15 protein-coding genes are annotated in these 15,317 nt (G+C 72.2%); 9 read left to right on the forward strand and 6 right to left on the reverse strand.

Translation table 11 applies throughout. The features are described from left to right. Positions 1–1,730: carboxypeptidase regulatory-like domain-containing protein (locus tag GLX25_RS08105; RefSeq protein WP_205719848.1), on the reverse strand; the 1,730-nt coding region annotated here is incomplete at its 3' end. Positions 1,731–1,911: 181 nt separating this feature from the next. Here GLX25_RS08105 and GLX25_RS08110 point away from each other — a divergent pair. Then, complete coding sequence (locus tag GLX25_RS08110) at positions 1,912–2,856, forward strand: L-lactate dehydrogenase (protein WP_155842008.1); 945 nt, start codon at positions 1,912–1,914, stop codon at positions 2,854–2,856. 13 nt (positions 2,857–2,869) lie between these two features. Here GLX25_RS08110 and GLX25_RS08115 read toward each other — a convergent pair whose 3' ends face one another. Continuing rightward, positions 2,870–3,280, reverse strand: a complete 411-nt coding sequence (locus GLX25_RS08115; RefSeq protein ID WP_166548606.1) for a type II toxin-antitoxin system VapC family toxin — start codon at positions 3,278–3,280, stop codon at positions 2,870–2,872. Then, on the reverse strand, positions 3,277–3,510 hold the full coding sequence (locus tag GLX25_RS08120; protein ID WP_155842009.1) for a type II toxin-antitoxin system Phd/YefM family antitoxin: 234 nt from the start codon (positions 3,508–3,510) through the stop codon (positions 3,277–3,279). Before GLX25_RS08120 ends, GLX25_RS08115 begins: the two co-directional genes overlap by 4 nt. A gap of 149 nt (positions 3,511–3,659) precedes the next feature. Between GLX25_RS08120 and GLX25_RS08125 the strand changes: the two genes are divergently transcribed. Both GLX25_RS08125 and GLX25_RS08130 read left to right on the forward strand, forming a co-directional pair. Beyond that, positions 3,660–4,115, forward strand: coding sequence for a YciI family protein (locus tag GLX25_RS08125; RefSeq protein ID WP_155842011.1), 456 nt, complete (start codon positions 3,660–3,662; stop codon positions 4,113–4,115). Between the two features lie 31 nt (positions 4,116–4,146). Continuing rightward, the gene (locus GLX25_RS08130) at positions 4,147–5,454 is read left to right on the forward strand and encodes an RNA polymerase sigma factor (protein ID WP_166548607.1); all 1,308 of its coding nucleotides are present in this window, start codon (positions 4,147–4,149) and stop codon (positions 5,452–5,454) included. 60 nt (positions 5,455–5,514) lie between these two features. Here the strand turns inward: GLX25_RS08130 and GLX25_RS08135 are convergent, their stop codons facing one another. Then, positions 5,515–6,324, reverse strand: coding sequence for a Bax inhibitor-1/YccA family protein (locus GLX25_RS08135; protein WP_155842013.1), 810 nt, complete (start codon positions 6,322–6,324; stop codon positions 5,515–5,517). A 160-nt stretch (positions 6,325–6,484) separates the two neighbouring features. Here GLX25_RS08135 and GLX25_RS08140 point away from each other — a divergent pair, with 160 nt between their 5' ends. The 6 genes from GLX25_RS08140 to GLX25_RS08165 all read left to right on the forward strand — a co-directional run bounded on the left by GLX25_RS08140 (position 6,485) and on the right by GLX25_RS08165 (position 13,568). Then, positions 6,485–7,564: a glycerophosphodiester phosphodiesterase family protein gene (locus GLX25_RS08140; RefSeq protein ID WP_155842015.1), complete on the forward strand. Its 1,080-nt coding sequence runs from the start codon at positions 6,485–6,487 to the stop codon at positions 7,562–7,564. A gap of 67 nt (positions 7,565–7,631) precedes the next feature. Next, positions 7,632–10,151, forward strand: coding sequence for an ATP-dependent helicase (locus GLX25_RS08145; RefSeq protein ID WP_155842017.1), 2,520 nt, complete (start codon positions 7,632–7,634; stop codon positions 10,149–10,151). After that, positions 10,148–10,735 carry an NUDIX domain-containing protein gene (locus GLX25_RS08150; protein ID WP_166548608.1) on the forward strand — a complete coding sequence of 196 codons (588 nt, stop codon included), beginning with the start codon at positions 10,148–10,150 and terminating at the stop codon, positions 10,733–10,735. The genes GLX25_RS08145 and GLX25_RS08150 overlap by 4 nt, the downstream gene beginning before the upstream one ends. A gap of 66 nt (positions 10,736–10,801) precedes the next feature. Further along, the gene (locus GLX25_RS08155; protein WP_155842019.1) at positions 10,802–12,220 is read left to right on the forward strand and encodes a ferredoxin reductase family protein; all 1,419 of its coding nucleotides are present in this window, start codon (positions 10,802–10,804) and stop codon (positions 12,218–12,220) included. Beyond that, positions 12,217–12,756, forward strand: a complete 540-nt coding sequence (locus tag GLX25_RS08160; protein ID WP_271192408.1) for an FMN-binding protein — start codon at positions 12,217–12,219, stop codon at positions 12,754–12,756. The genes GLX25_RS08155 and GLX25_RS08160 overlap by 4 nt, the downstream gene beginning before the upstream one ends. Continuing rightward, positions 12,756–13,568, forward strand: a complete 813-nt coding sequence (locus tag GLX25_RS08165) for an FAD:protein FMN transferase (protein ID WP_240898246.1) — start codon at positions 12,756–12,758, stop codon at positions 13,566–13,568. The genes GLX25_RS08160 and GLX25_RS08165 overlap by 1 nt, the downstream gene beginning before the upstream one ends. Position 13,569: 1 nt before the next feature. On the opposite strand, the gene GLX25_RS08170 is transcribed toward GLX25_RS08165, so the two are convergent. Then, positions 13,570–14,427, reverse strand: coding sequence for a DUF72 domain-containing protein (locus tag GLX25_RS08170; protein ID WP_166548609.1), 858 nt, complete (start codon positions 14,425–14,427; stop codon positions 13,570–13,572). A gap of 11 nt (positions 14,428–14,438) precedes the next feature. Then, entirely contained in the window at positions 14,439–15,164 is a 726-nt protein-coding gene (locus GLX25_RS08175) for a VIT1/CCC1 transporter family protein (protein WP_155842021.1), read from the reverse strand. Between the last annotated feature and the right edge of the window lie 153 nt (positions 15,165–15,317).

Below are 15,317 nucleotides of genomic sequence, written 5' to 3' on the forward strand. Positions count from 1 at the left end.
GTGGCGCCGGCGACGGGTGCGCCGGAGAGGGCGTCGGGGAAGTTCGTGCCGTTGGCGATGTAGACGACGGGAACGCCGGGTTCGAAGCTCTTCGCGGAGATCGCCGCGGACGTCGCGTACCGGTCCGCGCCCGAGATCCGGGATGTCGAACCCCAATCGCGCAGCGTGATGTTCGGGGTCTGAGGCGAACGGGACGTCGAGTCGAGGTACCCGGGTTGGGCGCCGGCGACCTCGAAGGCGATGCGCTGCCCCTGCAGGTCAGGACCGAGCATCAACGTCGTCGACGTCGCGCCCTCGACCTCCTCGCCGTCGGCGAGCCATCGGTACGCGAACGAGGTACCCGGCGTCCACGGCCCGGGGGAGCCCGTCAGGGTCGAACCGACGAGGGCATCACCGCTGATCGTCGGCTGCCCCGCAGCGAGCACGCCGAGTGCCACGGGCTCGGTCGGTTCGGACGTCCGCGTCACGGACGGCAGGTTCGAAGTCCATGCGGTGAGCGACAGGGTGATGCGCTTTCCGACGTGCTCGGGGGCCAGCCAGAGGCCCGGGCCCGTGGCGCCGCTGATCGCGACGCCGTCCGCGGACCATTGCCACGAGCTCTCCACCTCGGTACCGCCTCCGGGCCCACCTGAGGTCCTCCGCAGCAGTTCACCGACGCGGGGCAGGCCATCGATGACCGGGGTCTCGAGCGCCGGTTCGGCGTCCGCGAGCCTGACCGTTCCCAACCGGACGATTTCGCTTCTTCCGACGCTGACGAGATCGGCCGACTCACGGTCGGGCCGGTCGTTCCACCACTCGGGGGCGTAGTTCCTGACCGCGATCAGCGGGCCGGTCGCCGACAACTGCACCGCGTAGGTTCCCTCGGTGAGGCCGGGGATCCGGACGAAGCCGGACGGGCTGTAGCCGGAGCCGCGCTGCACCCAGCTTCCGTCGACGAACTCGTAGGCCACAGCCCGGGTCCCCTTGATCTCAGCGCCGGATTCGTCCTGGATCGCCGCCTCGATCACGGATTCGCGGGTCAACCGAGCGTCGAGGGTGACGGTTTCTCCGGCGCGGACCTCGAACGTCGTCGCCGTCGTCTCGGGCTGATCCCTCCACCACTCGGTGAGGTAGCCGGTACCGGTGAAGCGCGCGGTGTACACCCCGGGGAGGACCGGCGCAAGGGCGAACGAGCTCCCGATTCCGTCGGCGTACCCGTTCTCCCACTTGGGGCCCTCGATCCACACACGTGCGGACGGGACGTGATCGCCGTTCTCGCCCTTGATCGTTCCGACGACGGTTCCTCCACGGGGGAGGACGACGTCGACTCCCGAGGTGATTTCGCCGGCGGCGACCTCGATCTTCGTGCCCCCCGCCGGCCACGACTGCCCGCCGAACCACACGGGCACGTAGCCGGAGGCGATGAGAGAGAACTTGACGAAGTAGGTCCCCTGCGGGACGGCGTCGATCCGATAGCGCCCGTCAGCCGCCGTGCGGGTCGATGCCACGGGGGCGCTGCTCGTGTGCCCCGAGACGTAGAGCGAGACGTGCACGCCCTCGACCACCGCTCCGAGGTCGTCGACCACGGCGCCGGTGACGGAGCCGGTGCCTTCGGACGCCGTTCGAACCTCGCCCGGAGCGATCGCGGCGACCGCCGCCGGGGAGCCGATCACGAGGGAGAGCAGGGTCAGGATCGCGGCGATCGCGATGATCGGGTTGCGAGCTGCGGCTCGACGTCGATCATCGAGCATGGGGCGCGCGGCAGTGCGGAGGGGCAAGCGGGTCTCCGGGCGGTGTTCGGGTCGGGTCGGCCCGGCGTCATCGGGCATGACGAGGGGTGGGCTCGGGATGATCGAACCACATCGGAAGGCGCCGGCGGAAGGGCGTTGCCGAGTCGTGACATCCGCTCGGCCCTCTGGAAGCATGAGCCGCATGGCGGTCATCGAGAACTCCAAGCTCAGCGTCATCGGAGCGGGCAGCGTGGGCGCGAGCCTCGTGTACGCGTCGCTCATCCGCGAGTCGGCGAACCAGGTCGCGCTGTACGACATCGCGGCGGAGAAGGTCGAGGCCGAAGTGCTCGACCTCGCGCACGGCACGCAGTTCACGCGGTCGAGCGTGAGCGGCGGGTCGGACCTCGACGTGGTGGCCGACTCGCACGTCGTCGTCATCACGGCGGGCGCCAAGCAGCAGCCCGGGCAGAGTCGCATGGAGCTCGCGGGCACGAACGTCGGGATCCTCGAGCGGCTCCTGCCGCAGCTGCTCGAGCGCGCGCCAGATGCGATCTACGTGCTCGTCACGAACCCGGTCGACGTGCTGACCGTCGCCGCGCGGCAGATCAGCGGGCTGCCCGCCGAGCGGGTCATCGGGTCGGGCACGGTGCTCGACACGTCGCGCCTGCGGTGGCTGCTCGCCAAGCGCGCGGGCGTGCTGACCTCGAGCGTGCACGCCGACATCGTGGGGGAACACGGCGACACCGAGTTCCCGCTCTGGTCGAACGCGCGGATCGGGCCCGTGCCGATCCTCGACTGGACGGCCGGCGAGCGCTTCTCGATCGACGAGCTCGACGGCATCGCGCACGAGGTCCGCAACGCGGCCTACACCGTCATCCGCGGCAAGGGCGCGACGAACTACGCGATCGGACTCTCGGGCGCGCGGATCGTCGAGGCGCTGCTCGACGACGAGCGCGCGGTGCTGCCCGTGTCGACCGTGCACTCGGGCGCCCTCGGCTTGGACGGGATCGCGCTGTCGATGCCGTCGGTCGTCGGCGGGAACGGGGCGTTCCCGATCGCCGAGACGCCGATATCGGAGACCGAGGCCGGCCTGCTTGCTGCATCCGGCGACGCGATCCGCGCGACCATGCAGACGCTCGGGCTCTGACGCCCCGAAGGGCTCACGCCGGGAGCGTCGCAACGCCTGCGGCAGCGGCCGCTGACGCGAGCGCGGCGTCGCGCGTGGCGAGCGGGAGCCCCTCGCGCTCGGCGACGATCAGGTAGGCCGCGTCGTAGGCGCTCAGGACGTGTTGCCGCGCCGTCTGCAGGAGCGAGGTGGGATCGAGGTCTCGCACGACGTGGATCGGCAGCGAGCGGAGGAGCGTGGAGCGACGGGCCACCTCGGCCTCGCTGAGGCGGCCTCGCCGCTCCGCAACGGCGAGGACGTTCGCGACCTCGTACTCCCAGATGACCGGCACGATCGCGCCCCCGTCGGCGAGTCGATGCAGCAGCGCGTCGGACTCGGGCCGGGCTTCGTCCTCGAAGCACCAGCTGAGCGCGACCGACGCGTCGAGCACGAAGGCGCTCGTCACGCCCGCCCCTCCTCGATCAGGCGCCGCACGTCCGCGCCGAGGCGCGACCCGGATCGTGCCGAAAGCAGGGCGGCGACGGTCTCGGCTGCGGGGGCGGACGGCTGGTCGGCCGGAACGAGCCGGGCCACCGGCATGCCGTGCCGCGTGATGGTGATCTCCTCGCCGGCCTCGACGCGCTCGATCAGCGCGGGCAGGTGGGTCTTCGCCTCGTAGGCTCCGACGGTGGACATGAGGACAGACTAGTCGGAGACCGGTCGGAGTGGAACGGAAGTGGGCCTCTCACACGAATTCCGATGACGTGTCGATCCGGCGCCTTCCCGTTCGACGCCAACAGTGAGAGGGTCGAAACGCGACCCGAGCACGCGAGGAGCGAACCACCATGACGAAGTACATGATGATCATGCGCGGCAGCGACGAGGCCTACGAGGCCTTCCAGGACCTGCCGTTCGACGAGGTCATCGCGGCCATGGGCCGCTACAACGAGGAGATGATGAAGGCCGGCATCATGCTCGCCGGCGAGGGCCTGTCCGACGCGAGCGAGGGCTTCGTCGTCGACTTCTCCGCCGAGCCGCCGCTCGTCACCGACGGACCGTACGGCGAGACGAAGGAACTGTTCAACGGGTTCTGGATCATCGACGTCGCCTCGAAGGAGGAGGCCGCGGAGTGGGCGCGCCGCTGTCCGCTCGGCCCCGGCACCAAGCTCGAGGTGCGCCGCGTGAACGACATCGAGGACTTCCCGCAGGACAACGAGTGGATCCAGAAGGAGGCGGGCTGGCGGGCGGAGCAGGCCGAGCGCCTGGCCGAGGACGCCCGTCGCGGTGCGGCGCGAGCCTGACCCACTGACCCGCTGACCGGCACGAGCGCACGTGACCGACGAGACGGATGCCGCGACGGCGCGCCCGACGGACCTCGAGTCCGCACGGCGCGCCGTCGCCGCCGTCTGGCGCATCGAGTCCGCGCGCATCGTCGCCACGCTCACGCGCATGGTCGGCGACTTCGCCCTCGCCGAAGACCTGGCTCAGGACGCGCTCGCCGAGGCGCTCGCACAGTGGCCGGCCGGCGGCATCCCCTCGAACCCGGGCGCCTGGCTCACCGCGGTCGCCAAGCGCCGCGCGATCGACGGCTGGCGCCGACGCGAGCGCTACGACGAGCGGCTCGCCGCGATCGCGCACGACCTCGAGCGCGAGCAGGCCGAGGCGACGGATGCCACGGGCGACCTGCCGTACGACCCCGACGCGATCGACGACGACGTGCTCCGGCTCGTGTTCGTGTCGTGCCATCCGGTGCTCTCGCGCGAAGCGCGCGTCGCGCTCACGCTCCGCGTCGTCGGCGGCCTCACGACCGACGAGATCGCGCGCGCGTTCCTCACGCCGGTGGCGACCGTGCAGCAGCGCATCGTGCGGGCCAAGAAGACGCTCGGCGCGGCCGGGGTGCCGTTCGAGGTGCCGCCGCGCGACGAGTTCCCCGAGCGGCTCGGAACGGTGCTCGGCGTGCTCTACCTGATCTTCAACGAGGGGCATTCGGCGTCGGCCGGTTCCGACCTCATGCGTCCCGAGCTCGGCCGCGAGGCGCTGCGGCTCGGTCGAGTGCTCGCGTCACTCGTTCCGCGTGAGCCCGAGGTGCACGGGCTCGTCGCGCTCATGGAGCTCACCGCGGCGCGCTTCCCGGCCCGGCTGGACGCGAACGGCGACCCGGTGCTGCTGGGCGACCAGGACCGCCGTCGGTGGGATCGCTCGGCGATCACCCGGGGGCGTGCGGCGCTCGCCCGTGCCGACGCGATCGGCCGCGGCCGGGGACCGTACGCCCTGCAGGCGGCGATCGCCGAGCAGCACGACGTCGCGGCATCCGTCGACGACACCGATTGGCCGGCGATCGTCGCGCTCTACGAGGCGCTCGGCCGGGTGGCGCCCTCGCCGGTGGTCGAGCTGAACCACGCCGTCGCGGTCGCGATGGCCGACGGCCCCGAGGTCGGGCTCGCGCTCGTCGACGAGCTGGCCGCCGACGGCCGGCTGGCGCGGTACCACCCGCTGCACGCCGTGCGGGGCGAGCTGCTCGAGCGGCTCGGGCGAGCGGATGATGCGCGCGAGGCGTTCGCGGAATCCGCGCGCCTCACCGCGAACGAGCGCGAGCGCGCGGTGCTGCTCGCGCGCGCGTCCCGCCCCGGCGCGCGCTGAGACGCGGAACGGGCCGCCCCCGGAGGGGACGGCCCGTTCGCGATTGCGGCGCGGCGAGCGCTAGTCGCGCGCGATCGCGAGGATGCGCAGGATCTCGAGGTACAGCCAGATGACGGTGACCATGATGCCGAAGGCGCCGGTCCAGCCGTACTTCCGCGGGGCGCGGTTGCGCACGCCCTGCTGGATGAAGTCGAAGTCGAGCACCAACGAGTACGCGGCCATGATCACGACGAGGACGCCGATGATGAGGCCGAGCGGGATGCCGGCGATCTCGGCGCCGCGCAGGCCCCACGGGTCGTCGGTCACGCCGAAGATCATCAGGCCGAAGTTCACGAGCGAGAACACCAGGTATCCGACCATCGCGACCAGGAAGATCTTCGTCGCCTTCTTCGACGCGCGGATCTTGCCCGAGGCGAAGAGTGCGAGCGTCACGCCGACGACCACGAGCGTGGCGATCACGGCCTGCGCGACGATGCCGCCGCCGTAGGCCAGCTCGTACCACGCGGAGATGCCGCCGACGAAGATGCCCTGGACACCCGCGTACGCGAGGATCAGCGCGGGCGACGGCTCCTTCTTGAAGATGTTGACGAGCGCCAGCACGAAGCCGACGAGGCCGGCGCCGATCCAGAGGAACGGCACGGACTGGACCGTGAGCCAGCCGATCGCGGCACCCACGAGGAGCACGCCGAAGGCGGCGGCCGACTTGGCGATCGAGTCCTCGATCGTCATGACGTCGCGGTCGGGGAGCGTCGCGGGCTGGTTGTACATGTCCTGCAGCTGCTGGGCGGACATGTCCTGTGCGACAGCCACCGCCCCCTGGCCGGAGGTGAACGCCTCGTTGCGTGAGAAGGCGGGGTTGTTGAGAGCCATTGCTGTGGTTCCTCTGCTTTCGGCTTTCCGTCGTGTGGAGGGGAATCGCACGACCTCGCGGTCGCGTTGATCAAATCTACCCGTTCCAGCGGTGACAACGCCGTGAAATCCCCCGGCATTCCGGGGCGGATGCCGCTTCGGCCCTCGCTACGCTTGCCCCATGCTGCGCGATCTCGCCGAGCGTCCGTTCGTCATCGGGCATCGCGGCGCGTCCGGCTACCGCCCCGAGCACACCGAGGCCGCGTACCGCATGGCGTTCGCGCTCGGCGCCGACGCGGTCGAGCCCGATCTCGTGGCGACGCGCGACGGCGTGCTCGTGCTGCGGCACGAGAACGAGATCTCGGGCACGACGGATGTCGCGTCCCGCGCCGAGTTCGCGTCGCGGCGCACCATCCGCGAGGTCGACGGGCGCCCCCTCACGGGCTGGTTCACGGAGGACTTCACGTGGGCCGAGCTGGCGACGCTCCGTGCGACCGAGCGGCTCGGAGGCATCCGGCCGCACAGCGGGAGCTTCGACGGTCGGTACCCGATCCTGCGGTTCCGCGACCTCCTCGGCCTGCTGGATGCCGCGACCGACGAGTCTCGGCGGATCATCCGCCTCGTCGCCGAGTTCAAGCACGCGACGCACTTCGCGGCCCTGGGCCTGCCGCTCGAGGAGCTGTTCGCCGCCGAGCTCTCGGCCGCGGGCTGGGGTCGCGGCGACGACCGTCTGGTCTCGGAGTCGTTCGAGCCCGGGCTGCTCGACCGGCTCGTGTCGGCGGGCGTGCGGGGAACGCGCGTGCTGCTCGTCGAGGACCGCGGGGCGCCGTACGACCTCGTGGCGGCCGACGGGTCGTCGGCGAAGCGGTACGACGCGTTCGTCAGCGAGCGTGGGCTGCTCGAGCTCGGCGGCATCGTGCACGGGGTGAGCGTCGGCAAGGGGCGACTGGTGGGCGGCAGGACGGAGCCGGCGGAGGGCGCGCCGCCGCGGCGGCCCCGCCCCGACGCCCCGCTGCGCGGGTCCGACCTCGTCGACGCCGCGCACGCGGCCGGGCTCGCGGTCTACACCTGGACCCTCCGCCCCGAGAACCGATTCCTCGCGCCCGAGTTCCGGCGCGGTTCGTCGCGTGGCGCGTGGGGCGACTGGCTCGGCGAGTTCACCCGGATCATGGACACGGGCGTCGACGGCGTCTTCCTCGACCACCCCGACCTCGGCTTCGAGGCGCGGCGGTCGTACTTCGACTCCGAGGAGCTGCTCTGAGGCCCTCGCTCCGGTCCGCCGGCGGCCGCGCCGCGCTGTCGGATGCCGCGCCTAGACTTGTCGGGACATGACGCTGATCCTCGACCCCGACGACCCCACCGGCTGGCGCGAGGCGCCCGGCGCGGCCGACCGCGAGCGAGCCGACGAGCCGCGCGGCGCCGGCCACGCGGCATCCGATCGCCTGACGGCCGGGCTGAACCCGCAGCAGCGCGAGGCGGTCGAGTACCGCGGCCAGGCGCTGCTCATCGTCGCGGGCGCGGGGTCGGGCAAGACGCGCGTGCTGACGCACCGCATCGCGAGCCTCATCGACGGGCGCGAGGCGTGGCCGAGCCAGATCCTCGCGATCACGTTCACGAACAAGGCCGCGGCCGAGATGCGCGAGCGCGTCGAGGCGCTGCTCGGCGAGGCCGCGGGCGGCATGTGGATCTCGACGTTCCACTCGGCGTGCGTGCGCATCCTCCGCCGCGAGGCTGAGGCGATCGGGCTGTCGTCGACGTTCACGATCTACGACTCGGCCGACCAGCGCACCATCCTGAAGCGCATCATCAAGGAGCTCGACGCCGACACGCTGGGCTTCACGCCCGCGAGCGCGCAGGCGAAGATCTCCAAGCTGAAGAACGAGCTGAGCGACGTCGAGACGTACGCGCGGAACGTCAACACGAACGATCCGAACGACGTGATGTTCCTCGAGATCTTCCGCCAGTACACGCGCCGGCTGCGCGACGCGAGCGCGCTCGACTTCGACGACCTCATCAGCGAGACGGTCTACCTGTTCCGGGCGTTCCCGAAGGTCGCGGCGTTGTACCAGCGGCGGTTCCGGCACATCCTCGTCGACGAGTACCAGGACACGAACCACGCGCAGTACGCGCTCATCCGCGAGCTCACGCGGCCGGTCGAGCCCGACGTCGTCGCCGAGCTCGACGCGCACGGCGTGCTCGTGCGGGGCATGACGGATGCCACGGGCGCGATCCCGGGCGCGAGCCTCACCGTCGTCGGCGACTCCGACCAGTCGATCTACGCGTTCCGCGGCGCCGACATCCGCAACATCGTCGAGTTCGAGCGCGACTTCCCGGGCGCGAAGGTCGTGCTGCTCGAGCAGAACTACCGGTCGACGCAGAACATCCTGAGCGCCGCGAACTCGGTCATCTCGAACAACTTCGACCGGAAGGACAAGAAGTTGTGGACGGCCGACGGCGACGGCGACAAGATCACGGGCTACACCGGCTACTCGGCGCACGACGAGGCGCAGTTCGTCGCCGACGAGATCGAGGCGCTGCACCGGGCCGGCGTCGCGTACCGCGACATCGCGGTGTTCTACCGCACCAACGCGCAGACGCGTGCGCTGGAGGAGATCTTCGTGCGCTCGGCGCTGCCGTACCGCGTGGTCGGCGGCACGAAGTTCTACGAACGTGCAGAGATCAAGGACGCGATGGCGTACCTCATCGCGGTCGCGAACCCGCTCGACGAGCTCGCCATCCGTCGCATCCTGAACACGCCGAAGCGCGGCATCGGGCCGGCGACCGAGACGTCGATCGCGAGCTTCGCCGAGCAGAACGACCTGTCGTTCCGGCAGGCGATGCGGGCGGCGGATGGCCTCGGGCTCGGGCCGAAGGTCACGAAGGCGATCCTCGACCTCGCGAACCTGCTCGACGCGGCGGCCGCGATGCTCGTGCCGTCGCAGAAGGGCATCGACGAGGGCACGAACGAGGGCGCCTCGAAGGTCTCCGAGGTGCTCGCGTTCCTCATCGAGGGCTCGAAGCTCGTCGAGACGCTGCGCACGAGCCGCGACCCGCAGGACGAGACGCGGGCCGAGAACGTCGAGGAGCTCCTCGCGCAGACGAAGGACTTCGACCGTGAGAACCCGGGTGCGGGCCTGGTCGACTTCCTCACGCAGGTCTCGCTCGTGGCGGCCGCCGACGAGCTCGACGACGCGTCGGGCACGGTCTCGCTCATGACGCTGCACACCGCGAAGGGCCTGGAGTACCACGCGGTGTTCCTCACCGGGCTCGAGGAGGGCCTGCTGCCGCACCAGATGTCGGCGTCGGAGCCCGGCGGCCCCGCCGAGGAGCGTCGCCTGTTCTACGTCGGCATCACACGCGCGCGCAAGCGCCTCTACCTCTCGCTCGCGATGAGCCGCGCCCAGTTCGGCGAGGTGTCGGTGGCGATGCCGAGCCGGTACCTGCAGGAGATCCCCGACGAGCTCGTCGACTGGAAGCAGTCGCCCGGCATGGCCAACAGCCGCGGCGGCAGCCAGCCCCGCGCCCTCAACGCGCGGCGCGGCTTCGGCGGCGGCGCGGGCAGTGGAGGCGGCGGTGCCTGGGGCACGCGCGACCGCGACCTCGAGCGCTTCAGCGTCACGAAGTCCGCGGCGCCCAAGACCGAGTGGGCGAACCGGGTCACGGGCACCGTGCGCGACAACGGCGACCTCACCCTCGAGGCCGGCGACCGCATCCGCCACACCGACTTCGGCGAGGGCACCGTGCGCCAGGTGACCGGCGAGGGCACCAAGCGCATCGCGCACGTCGCGTTCGACGCAGCCGGCCAGAAGAAGCTCCTCATCAAGATCGCGCCGATCGAGAAGCTGTGACCTGGCCGATCCGCGCGCAACGCACCGTCTACGAGAACCCGTGGATCCGGGTCGTCGAGGACGACGTCGTGCGGCCCGACGGCACCGAGGGCATCTACGGCGTCGTCGAGATGCGCCACCCGGCCGTGTTCGTCGTCGCGATGACCGACGCCGACGAGGTGCTGCTCGTCACCGTCGACCGGCACACCGTCGGCCGGTCGATCGAGGTGCCGGCCGGCGGCTCCGACGGCGAGGACCCGCTCGTCGCCGCCCGCCGCGAACTCGTCGAGGAGACGGGGTTCGAGGCGGAGCACTGGCGCGAGATCGGGGCGATGAGCGCGCTGAACGGCATCTGCCGCGCGCCCGAATCGGTCTGGCTGGCGACCGGGCTGCGGCCCGCCGCGCACGCCGACGGGCACGACCCGGGCGACGGGCACGGCGAGGCTCCGGGTCACGCGCGAGGCCAGGTCGAGGAGGGCATCCACGAGGTGCGCGCGGTCCCGTGGGCCGAGGTCATGCGGATGGTGCAGGCCGGCGAGATCCGCGACGGCGAGAGCGTCGCAGCGCTCATGTACGCGGCGCTCGCGCTCGGTCGCGTGACCTGACGGCTTCCCAGCGACCGCATAGGCGCCGCATCGGGAGCCGATAGACCCCGGGCGCACCATCGGGACATGGCATTCCTCGTCCACGACGCCCGACACCTCGAGCGCCCCACGCGTCCGGTCGGCGGCGACGAGCGCTCGCGCGCCGGGCGCCGGGCGTGGCGCGTCGACCTGCTGCAGGCGGCGGCCGTGGCATCCGTCGCCGTGGCCGTGGCGCTGTTCCTCGCCGAGGGCGGGGCCACGCGGTTCGGCGACCCCGGTTCGGCGATCACGTCGCTCGGCATCGTCGCGGGGCTCGCCGCGACCGACCTCGTGCTCGTCATGCTCCTGCTCGCGGCCCGCGTGCCGCTCATCGAGCGCGCCGTCGGCCACGACGCCGCGATGGCGCTGCACAACCGGCTCGGCAAGCCCGTGCTCTACCTGCTCATCGCGCACGGTGCGCTGCTGCTGGCGGGGTACTCGATCGCCGACGGCATCGACATCTGGGCGGAGGCGGTCGCCGTCTGGAACCTGCCCGACCTGCCGCTCGCGATCCTCGGATTCGCGCTCTTCGTCGCGGTCGTCGTGAGCTCGCTCGTCGCGGTGCGGCGGAGGCTCCGGTACGAGGTGTGGCACGTCGTCCACCTGCTCGCCTACGTCGCGGTGCTCGCCGCGCTGCCGCACCAGTTCAGCGTCGGCGGCCTGTTCGCCGTCGGGACCTGGCAGTGGGCGTACTGGCTCGTGATCACGTTCGGCACGTTCGCGGCGGTCGTCGGATGGCGCGTGGTCGCGCCGCTCGTCGCGACGCTCCGGCACGCGCTCGTGGTCGATCGCATCGACCCGGTCGGGGATCCCCGGGACGGCGTCGTGTCGGTCACGATGCGCGGGCGCCGGCTCGACGCACTCCGCGCGACCGGCGGGCAGTTCTTCGTCTGGCGCTTCCTCGCCGCCGACCAGTGGTGGCAGGCGCACCCCTACTCGCTGTCGGCCGCGCCGCGCGGCGACCGGCTCCGCATCACCGTGCGGGCGCTCGGCGACGGGTCGGCGAGCCTCGCCGGCATCCGCCCGGGCACACGCGTCGCGCTCGAGGGGCCGTACGGCGTCTTCAGCGAGGCATCCCGCAGCCGGCGTCGGTTGACGCTCGTGGCCGCGGGCATCGGGGTCACGCCGATCCGGTCGCTGCTCGAGTCGGCGACGTTCCGGCCCGGCGAAGCGACCGTCGTGCTGCGCACGCATGGGCCGGCCGAGGGGTGGCTGCTCGACGAGGTGCGCGACCTCTGCCTTCGACGCGGTGCGACGCTGATCACGATCCCGGGCGGGCGCGGCCGCGGCTGGCTGACGCCGTCGGCCGAGCGGCAGGGGCTCGACCTCGTCGCGCTCGTGCCCGCCGTCGCCGACAGCGATCTCTACGTCTGCGGCCCGCGCGGGTGGTCCGAGGGCGTCATCTCCGAGGCCCGCGCCGCGGGACTGTCCGACGAGCAGATCCATCACGAGAGGTTCGACTGGTGAGACGACGTGCGATGCTCCTGGCCTCGGCGGCCTCGGCCGCGGCCATCCTCGGCGGCTGGCAACTCGGCACGGCCGCGACCGACGGACTGACGGCGTCGGGCGGGACGACGACGGACGGCCCGGCCGGCGCGAACGCGTCACCCGACGGTTCGGCGAGCTCGGGTTCGTCGTCGGCCGATTCGAGCGGATCGAGCGATGCGACGCAGTCGACGGATGCCGCGGGATCCGCCGACGCGGCGACCTCGTCCTCCGGCGCGTCCGACGGGACCTACGCGGGCACCACCGTCTCGACCCGGTTCGGCGACGCGCAGGTGCAGGTCACGATCTCGGGCGGCGCGATCACCGACGTGACGGCGTTGCAGCTGCCCGACCACGACGGGCGCTCCGTCCAGCTCAGCAACCGCGCCGCGACCGTGCTGCAGTCCGAGGTGCTGCAGGCGCAGTCGTCCTCGGTGGCGATGGTGAGCGGGGCGACCTACACGAGTTCGGCCTACCTGCAGTCACTGCAGGCGGCCCTCGACGCGGCGGGGTTCTGATGTCCGGAGCATCGCCCGCGGGCGGTCGCGCCGACCTGACGCTGCCGCGGCGGGCGTTCCCGGCCATGGGCACGGTCGTGAGCGTCATTGTCGGAGCGGATGCCGCGCACGGGGATGCCGCGGTGGCCGCCACCGCGGCTGTCTTCGCCCGGTGGGAGGCGCGGTGCAGCCTGTTCGACCCGCGCTCCGAACTCAGTCGCGTCGGCCGCGGCGAGCTCGCCCTCGTCGACGCGAGCGCCGAGGTCCGCGACGCCTACGCGCTCGCGCTTCACTGGCGCGACGCGACGGACGGCGCCTTCACGCCGCACCGCGGCGACGGTCTGATCGACCTGAACGGCGTGGTCAAGGCGCTCGCCGTGGAAGAGGCGGGGGAGGCCCTCGACCGGGCCGGGTTCGCGGGATGGGCGATCGGCGCGGGCGGCGACGTCCTCGTCGCCGCGACGCCCGCGGGCCCGGATGGCGGCGGACTGCCGATCGGGATCGTGGATCCGGCCGACCGGTCGACGCTGCTCTCGCGCATCGATATCGATCCGCCGCGGAGGCGTGCGGTCGCGACGTCCGGCAGCGTCGAACGCGGCGACCACATCTGGACCCTGCCCGGATCCGGCCCGTCGCCGTTCGGGCAGGTGAGCGTCGCCGCGGCCGAGCTGGTCGCGGCCGACGTGCTCGCGACCGCGATCGTCGCGGGCGGGCGGCCGTCGCTCGACGACCTCGCCGACCGTCACGACATCGACGTGCTCGCGGTCATGCGCGACGGCGGCCTGCTCGCGACGCCGGGGTGGCCACGGCGCGCGAGCGGGGCCGACGCCTGACTCAGCCCGAGGCCGGTCCGGGGGGAGCGAGCGCCGACGGCCGCGGCAGCCGGGCGATGAGCGCCATCGCATCGAACGGCGCTCGCACCTTGACGTCGTTGTCGAAGAACAGGTACGCGTCGCGACCGGCGTCGAGGTGCGCCCGCGCCCACGCCGCCCACCGATCGAGCGAGTCGTCGTCGTAGCCCGAGGCGTAGAGTTCCTCCTCGCCGTGCAGGCGGGCGTAGGCGAAGTCGGCCGTCGTGCGGTCGATCCGCGGGTACTTCCCCGCGGTGTCCGCGGTGACGGATGCCGCGCCGTGACGCTCGAGCAGCCCGGCCCACCGGTCGGCGGCGTCCTCGAACGACGGATGGCGCACCTCGACGGCGTGCCGAAGCGGTGCGTCGTGGCCCACGGCGAAGGACGCGCGCCCCGACATCCGCTCGTCGTGCCGTGACGCGAGCGCCGCGGCATCCGCCCTCGACCGCGGCAGCCGCGCCAGGAACGCGTCGAGCAGCTCGGCGTCGAACGCGAGCGTCGGCGGCAGCTGCCAGAGCACGGGCCCGAGCTTCGCGCCGAGGTCGAGCACGCCGGAGGCGAAGAAGTTCGCCAGCGGCGCGTCGACGTCGCGCAGGCGCTTGACGTGCGTCACGAAACGCGGCCCCTTCACCGAGAACACGAAGCCGTCGGGCGTGCCGTCGCGCCAGCGTTGCCAGCTCGCCGGTCGTTGCAGCGCGTAGAACGAGCCGTTGAGCTCGATCGACGTCATGCGCGCCGCGGCGTACGCGAGTTCGTCGGCCTGCCGCAGGCCGCTCGGGTAGAAGACGCCGCGCCAGCCGGCGTAGCGCCAGCCGGAGATGCCGATGCGCGCGTCGGCCACGACCGCCCCGACTAGACCACCGCACCGCCGAGCAGTGCGCCGATCGCCCAGGTCACGGCCAGCGCGAGCGCGCCGCCGATGACCACCCGCATGATCGCGCGCGTGCGCGGCGCCCCGCCGATCCACGCCGCGAGCCACCCGGTGATCGCGAGCGCGACGATGACCGCGACGAACGTCGTCGCGACGCGCCATTCGGGCGGCGGCAGCAGGATCGCGAGCATCGGCAGCACCGCCCCGATGAGGAACGACGCGGCCGACGCCCACGCGGCGTGCCACGGGTTCACGACGTCGATCTCGGAGATGTGGAGCTCGGCCTCGAGGTGGGCCGCGAGCGCGTCGTGCTCGGTGAGCTCGCGCGCGACGAGGTCGGCGGTCTCGGGCGTCAGGCCCTTCGCGCGGTAGATCTCGGCGAGCTCGGCGAGTTCCTGCTCGGGCATGGTCGCGAGCTCGTCCTTCTCCTTCGCGATGAGCGCGTGCTCGGTGTCGCGCTGGCTCGAGACCGAGACGTACTCGCCGAGGCCCATCGAGATCGCGCCGGCGATCACCGAGGCGACGCCCGCGATGAGGATGGCCGTGACATCCGTCGTCGCGGCCGCGACGCCCACCACGAGTGCGGCGACCGAGACGATGCCGTCGTTCGCGCCGAGCACGCCCGCGCGCAGCCAGTTGAGCTTCTCGTGGACCTTCCCGTCGTGGGGATCGGTGCGGTGCACCGGTTCGGCCGTGGCATCCGTCATGTCGGCAGTCTCGCAAAGCGGAGGATCGCCCGCCAGCATGGTGAGGCTCACCTGAAGGGCCGCCGTGACGCCCGCCGACCGCGGGTTCGGCGGCCCGTCGGCGACGGAGTACCATGGTCGCGGCTCGACTTATCTCGACATCGAGGTATCTTG

Origin of the sequence: Agromyces luteolus (assembly GCF_009729855.1) — a bacterium.
In the GTDB taxonomy this organism is placed as follows: domain Bacteria; phylum Actinomycetota; class Actinomycetes; order Actinomycetales; family Microbacteriaceae; genus Agromyces; species Agromyces luteolus.

Excerpts from the sequence above, each read along its gene's own strand:
- GLX25_RS08110 (WP_155842008.1), top strand. The coding sequence starts at position 1,912 with ATGGCGGTCATCGAGAACTCCAAGCTCAGCGTCATCGGAGCGGGCAGC.
- GLX25_RS08120 (WP_155842009.1), bottom strand. The coding sequence starts at position 3,510 with ATGTCCACCGTCGGAGCCTACGAGGCGAAGACCCACCTGCCCGCGCTG.
- GLX25_RS08125 (WP_155842011.1), top strand. The coding sequence starts at position 3,660 with ATGACGAAGTACATGATGATCATGCGCGGCAGCGACGAGGCCTACGAG.
- GLX25_RS08135 (WP_155842013.1), bottom strand. The coding sequence starts at position 6,324 with ATGGCTCTCAACAACCCCGCCTTCTCACGCAACGAGGCGTTCACCTCC.
- GLX25_RS08140 (WP_155842015.1), top strand. The coding sequence starts at position 6,485 with ATGCTGCGCGATCTCGCCGAGCGTCCGTTCGTCATCGGGCATCGCGGC.
- GLX25_RS08145 (WP_155842017.1), top strand. The coding sequence starts at position 7,632 with ATGACGCTGATCCTCGACCCCGACGACCCCACCGGCTGGCGCGAGGCG.
- GLX25_RS08155 (WP_155842019.1), top strand. The coding sequence starts at position 10,802 with ATGGCATTCCTCGTCCACGACGCCCGACACCTCGAGCGCCCCACGCGT.
- GLX25_RS08165 (WP_240898246.1), top strand. The coding sequence starts at position 12,756 with ATGTCCGGAGCATCGCCCGCGGGCGGTCGCGCCGACCTGACGCTGCCG.
- GLX25_RS08175 (WP_155842021.1), bottom strand. The coding sequence starts at position 15,164 with ATGACGGATGCCACGGCCGAACCGGTGCACCGCACCGATCCCCACGAC.